General features: G+C 63.8%; 3 protein-coding genes. 2 read left to right on the forward strand and 1 reads right to left on the reverse strand.

All coding sequences use genetic code 11. From position 1 onward, the window contains the following. Window positions 1-135: 135 nt before the first annotated feature. Window positions 136-498 carry a nuclear transport factor 2 family protein gene (locus GY937_26260; GenBank protein MCP5060219.1) on the reverse strand — a complete coding sequence of 121 codons (363 nt, stop codon included), beginning with the start codon at window positions 496-498 and terminating at the stop codon, window positions 136-138. A gap of 275 nt (window positions 499-773) precedes the next feature. Here GY937_26260 and GY937_26265 point away from each other — a divergent pair, with 275 nt between their 5' ends. Further along, window positions 774-1,427, forward strand: a complete 654-nt coding sequence (locus tag GY937_26265; protein MCP5060220.1) for a response regulator transcription factor — start codon at window positions 774-776, stop codon at window positions 1,425-1,427. Window positions 1,428-1,491: 64 nt separating this feature from the next. Further along, window positions 1,492-3,447 (forward strand): sensor histidine kinase, encoded by a 1,956-nt coding sequence (locus GY937_26270; protein ID MCP5060221.1) that lies wholly within the window; start codon window positions 1,492-1,494, stop codon window positions 3,445-3,447. Window positions 3,448-3,730 lie beyond the last annotated feature (283 nt).

Raw genomic sequence — 3,730 nt, forward strand, 5'->3', positions numbered from 1 at the left:
GGCTTCCAGGGCAACCCCGGCTCACACCCGATCCGGAGCCTTCGCGGTCCCGGGCGCCCCAGACCCTACTCACCGCAACAATTCAACCGAGAATCCCACGCTACGCGGCCGATCTCGCTTCTACCGCGCAGACTCCTAGTCGCCACTGGGCAGCAGCCCGAAGAACCCCAGCACGCGCAGAACGCGGCCCTCGTCGTCGACCTCGGTGACATCGAAGCCGGGGAGCACGAGCTTGCCGTCGCGCCGGATCTCCCAGGCGTAGCGGTGGAGATCGTGATGGCTGTCTACGCAGCTCGCGCGCAGGTACTCCGCTCCCGGCAGACGCGCGTGCACCTCGTGGACGTTGGCCTCGAACTCGTCGAGCCCGCGCGCGACGACGCTTGGGTCGATGAACTCGACCTTCGGGGAGAGCGCCTTCTCGATGAGCGCGCGGATCTTGGCGGGCTCGGTCTCGTTCCAGGCGGCGAGCATGTGGTCGAGCGACTCGGGGTAGGCCATCTCGGGAACGCCTCCGTGCGCGGCTCTTCGTGTTCTAGCAGATCGGCTCTCTCACCGTGGGTTCCCTGTGGGGATTCGACCTGCCGCCACCGATCGTTCGCCGGGCATCACGATCAGGCGGCACGATCGTTGTCGCGAGCGACCCGACATGTTGCCGAGCCCCTCCTCCTCCCGGTCGCGGCAAACCCACGGCTTCCCGCTTATCTTCTCGGTGTCTTGGCGTGTCAGCTCTTTTCCTGATTCGTCTGATGCCACCAAGACCGACAGGGAGCCCAATGTCTCGGGACTCACCGAGCGAAGAAGCAGCCACAGCGGTCCTGGCCGATGACCACGGGATCGTGCGGGCCGCGACGCGTCAGATTCTCGCTGAGCTGGGGAATATCGAGATCGTCGAGGAAGCCGAAGACGGCCTTGCCGCGATCGCGGCGATCAGGACGCACGAGCCCGACTTGCTGGTGCTGGATGCGGCGATGCCGCTCGCACGGGGGATCGAGGTGTTTGCGGAGGTTCGCCGCTGGAGCCCGAACACGCGGGTCGCACTGCTGACCGGCTTTACGTCCGTGGGCGTCCTGTCGGACTGGCTCAATGCGGGCGTCGATGGGCTGCTCTTGAAGTCGAGCCCGCCGGAAGAGATGAGGAGGTGCTTCCAGGCGCTCTTGGCCGGGTCGCGGTTCGTTGCTTCAGACGTTTCCGAGATTCTCGAGGGTGCGGCTCCAAGACCGGATCTGACGCCCCGCGAGCGAGAAGTCCTTGCATTGATCGCGTCCGGCCACGCGAACGTCGGGATTGGCAAGCGATTGTCGATCAGCCCCAAGACGGTTGAGAAGCACCGTGCAAGCCTGATGATGAAGCTCGACGTGCACTCGATCGCTGAGCTCCTGGTGTACGCACTGAAAGAGGGCCTGCTCGACGAGCACAGGCAATTGTGAGTTCGTTCGTTTTGGGGCATCTGCCCCATGGACAGGCAGGCAGCGGGAACCCAGGATCGACGTCGTGATCGAATGCCGCCGCGCCCTTCGCTGGCTCTTCCCTTGGATGCTCTGCGTGGCCTCGGCGGGCGCCGCCGAGCCGCGGCCGGCGCCCGTCCTGCTTTCGGCGGAATCGAACACGCAGATCGACCTCACCCGATACACCGAGGTCTTCTTCGACCCCAGCGCTGCACTGGAGATCGATCAGGTTCGTTCGCGGCCCGAGGCCTTCGCGCCCGTGAGCAGCCGCTTCATCGATTTCGGCCTCCGCGAGGGCCGCGTCTGGCTGAAGTTCAGGCCGCTGAACGCGACGCCTCATGATGGTGTTTGGCGCCTCGATCTCAGGCGACAATTTCTCATCGATCTGGAGGTCTTCGTGCAACGCGGACCGGCTCCACCGGATCGGCTCCTGCGCCATACCAAACTCGACAAATTCTCGGACCGACCGATCCGAGACCGGTACCTGGCGGTCGATGTTCCGATCGAATCCCACGAAGACCTGGAAATCTACGTCGGCTACTCCAGCAACCAAGCGACCTGGCTGCCGATGAAGATCTCCCGTCTCGAGGCCTACGCCGCCGCGCATGCGCAGGAAGAACGCACCAACTGGATCATCAACGGCGCACTGCTGGCCATGATGTCCATCGCCCTTGTGATGATTCCCGTCATCAGCTGGCGGGTGAGTTTGTCCTTGTGCGCCTACATCCTGGCGGGTGCGATGTTCGTTTTCCATGCCGAGGGCTACACCTTCCAGCATGTCTGGCCGAACCGTCCGGGGCTGAACGAGCAGCTGAACCTGGCGTTCCTGCTTTCGATGTCCGTCACCGGGCCTGTCTTTGCGCGCGAGCTCTTCGGAACCCTGAGAACCCTGCCACGATTCGACCGGTGGCTACGAATACAAATCGGAATCGTCGCGGCGCTTCTCCTCCTCGCAATCCCGATGCACCAATTCGCCTGGTTCCGCGTCACTGCATACCCGGCCGTGGTCGTGGTTGCGCTGGTCCATTTCGCCACGGGAGTGCTCGCTCGCCGAGCCCGTTTGCTTGGCACCACCCCCTTTCTCTGGGGCGCGGGCTTCGTCCTGCTCTCCCTTGTCTATGCGCTGGTGGCTCATCTGAACTGGGGAACGATCAGCCTCGAGCGCACCTTGGATGTCGGCCAGATCGCGTTGCTCGCGGAGACGATTGCGTTCGCGGGGGCCATCGTGGTCCGTGTGCTTGGCTTGAGAAGAGAACGCGATCAAGCCCTACGCGCAGAACTCGCGACAGCGCACGAGAAGATTCGACTAGGGACCGAGCTTCGGGATACGCAACGCGACTATGATCGCGCGAGACAGATCGCGGAGGAGCGGGGCGTCCAGCTGGCATCCGTTGGCCACGATATTCGGCAACCGCTGACGGCTTTGCGCCGGGCCGTTTCGAGCTTTACGGATACGCATGAGCCTGCGGCCCAACAGGTCACCGCGGCCTTCGACTATCTCGAAGACCTGGCGCGGAGCCAGTCCGCGTTGGATCGCGAAGAAGAACCGGCGCAGGCCCATGATGTCGAGACCTTCCCCGTGCGCGCCGTTCTGGACAATGTCAAAGCGATCTTCACGGGAGAGGCCGCTGACAAGGCTCTCACGTTCCGGTATCGGCCAATCGATGCCGACGTCCGCACCAATGCGATTGGCCTCATGCGTCTCGTGAACAACCTCGTCGCCAACGCCATCAAGCACACCGATACGGGCGGCGTCCTCCTCGCCTGTCGCCGCCGCGGAGAGACGCTCCGCATCGAAGTCTGGGATACCGGACCTGGCATGGACACCGACGAACTCGTCCGCGTCCGGGAACCGCGCGTCAAAGGCGAGACCTCCGGAGGTGACGGCCTCGGTCTCGCCATCGTCGAGTCCATGGCCGCCGAACTCGGATTCGAGTTCGACGTCCGCTCTTGGCCTGAACGGGGCACATCGGCTCGCATCACGCTTCCGCTGGCCGAGTGAATCCGCGCAGGCGGAAAAACGGGGAATCTACCCCATACCCGTTCGTCCCTGGGCCGGACACCTTGGGACCCACAGAGAGCGAATGAAGTCTCTCTGACCCAAAGGAGACCTCGACATGTCCAAGCCCAGTTCTCGAAATCTCGCCCTAGGAGTCTGCGCGGCAGAGGGCCATTGAGGGGTGAGTCTCGCTAGAGTGAGCCATGCCGCGAGACTTTCGACGCTACGAGCCGGACCAGTCGCTTCTCCTGCCGCCCTCGCTTCGGGATTGGCTTCCCGAGGATCA

Source organism: bacterium (assembly GCA_024228115.1).
GTDB lineage: Bacteria > Myxococcota_A > UBA9160 > UBA9160 > UBA6930.

Excerpts from the sequence above, each read along its gene's own strand:
- GY937_26265 (MCP5060220.1), top strand. The coding sequence starts at position 774 with ATGTCTCGGGACTCACCGAGCGAAGAAGCAGCCACAGCGGTCCTGGCC.
- GY937_26260 (MCP5060219.1), bottom strand. The coding sequence starts at position 498 with ATGGCCTACCCCGAGTCGCTCGACCACATGCTCGCCGCCTGGAACGAG.